1 protein-coding gene and 1 pseudogene are annotated in these 1,223 nt (G+C 66.1%); one reads left to right on the forward strand and one right to left on the reverse strand.

From position 1 onward, the window contains the following. Window positions 1–125 precede the first annotated feature (125 nt). Window positions 126–404 (forward strand): alpha/beta fold hydrolase, encoded by a 279-nt coding sequence (locus BM093_RS34880; RefSeq protein ID WP_093357772.1) that lies wholly within the window; start codon window positions 126–128, stop codon window positions 402–404. A gap of 304 nt (window positions 405–708) precedes the next feature. On the opposite strand, the pseudogene BM093_RS34885 reads toward BM093_RS34880, so the two are convergent. Then, a pseudogene (locus tag BM093_RS34885) lies at window positions 709–1,068 on the reverse strand (IS701 family transposase); the annotation flags it as partial. Window positions 1,069–1,223 lie beyond the last annotated feature (155 nt).

Consider the following 1,223-nt stretch of genomic DNA (forward strand, 5'->3'; position numbering starts at 1 on the left):
CGGGATACTTCTTCGGTGCAGCCACCAGTGCCTTCCTTCCTGGCTCTCAAGATCGAACCAGTCTTCAGACACTCCGGCAAAGCGGGGGAACCTCAATTTGTGAGCCGGGAGATGCTTGAGGCCGGGTGCAGGCGGCGCGCAACCAGTCCCATCGCAGTGCCGCGGCGCGCTGCACGGCGCCCTGGTGCGACCAGGCCGCCCAGTTCGCCCGTGTCAGGACCAAGACCCTCGGCATCTGGGGACGTGAGGACCGGGTGAATCCCCTCGAGATCGGTCTGCAGCTCCTGCGGGACATCCCCGACTGCCGGCTGCTCGTGTTCCGCGAGTGCGGGCACTGGGCGCAGATCGAGCACGCGACGGAGTTCAACCGCACCGCGCTGGAATTTCTCGCAGCAGCAGCGTGACCGAAGGTGGAGTGCATGGGCGAAGCTGCCCACCAGCCGCAGTCCCGATGGGTCTGGTTGCCGTAGGTGCGCGCCATGCGGGAGACCGTGTACGGCGTTCGGGTCCACTACATCGGGGCGGGCGACCGCTGGTACTGGTACACGGCGGTGACCCGGGATCGTCACTCCCCTTGCCCGACTACTGTAGCCGCAGTTCGTTAAGTAAGTCGTTCGCGGCGGCGATAGCGGGCTTCGCGGGCTCGGTGTTGGTGTCGTCGTCGCCAGGTTGACCAGGCCCATTGCAGGGCGTGGGTGGGGATGTGGATCAGAGGTGCCAGGAGACGCCGGATCTCGGCGCGGGTGAGCGGGATGAGGCCGCTGCCAGGTCTCTTGGGGCGATGGCTGCTATGACTGATAGGTAGGCGTGGGCAAGGAGGGCGAGGGTGATGTGCCGGTACCAGGCCTCGTAGCGGCGGACCTGGTACTGGTCGAGTCCGACTTCGTTCTTTGCGGTCTGGAAGCATTCCTCGATGGCCCACTGGGTGTCGGCGACCCGGATCAGGTCCTCGTCGGTGGTGCCGGGAGGTCCGGCGCACAGGTAGTAGGCCAGCTCGGGTTCGAGTCCGGCCTGGACCTGGTCGGGGTCGAGGATCGAGCGGCGGACCAACAACCAACGGCCCCACCCGGCAGGGGCGTTCTCGGGCGGATACAGCGAGGCCACGGCCCGGTCGTAGAACCGCTCACCCTTAGAGATGGTTTCAGAATGACTTCATGAGTTCGCGGTGACAGATCAGCGCGCAGGCGAGGTGGAGGAAGCCGAGGTGGATGTCGGCGCGGCGT

The organism is Pseudonocardia ammonioxydans, assembly GCF_900115005.1.
GTDB classification, from domain to species: domain Bacteria; phylum Actinomycetota; class Actinomycetes; order Mycobacteriales; family Pseudonocardiaceae; genus Pseudonocardia; species Pseudonocardia ammonioxydans.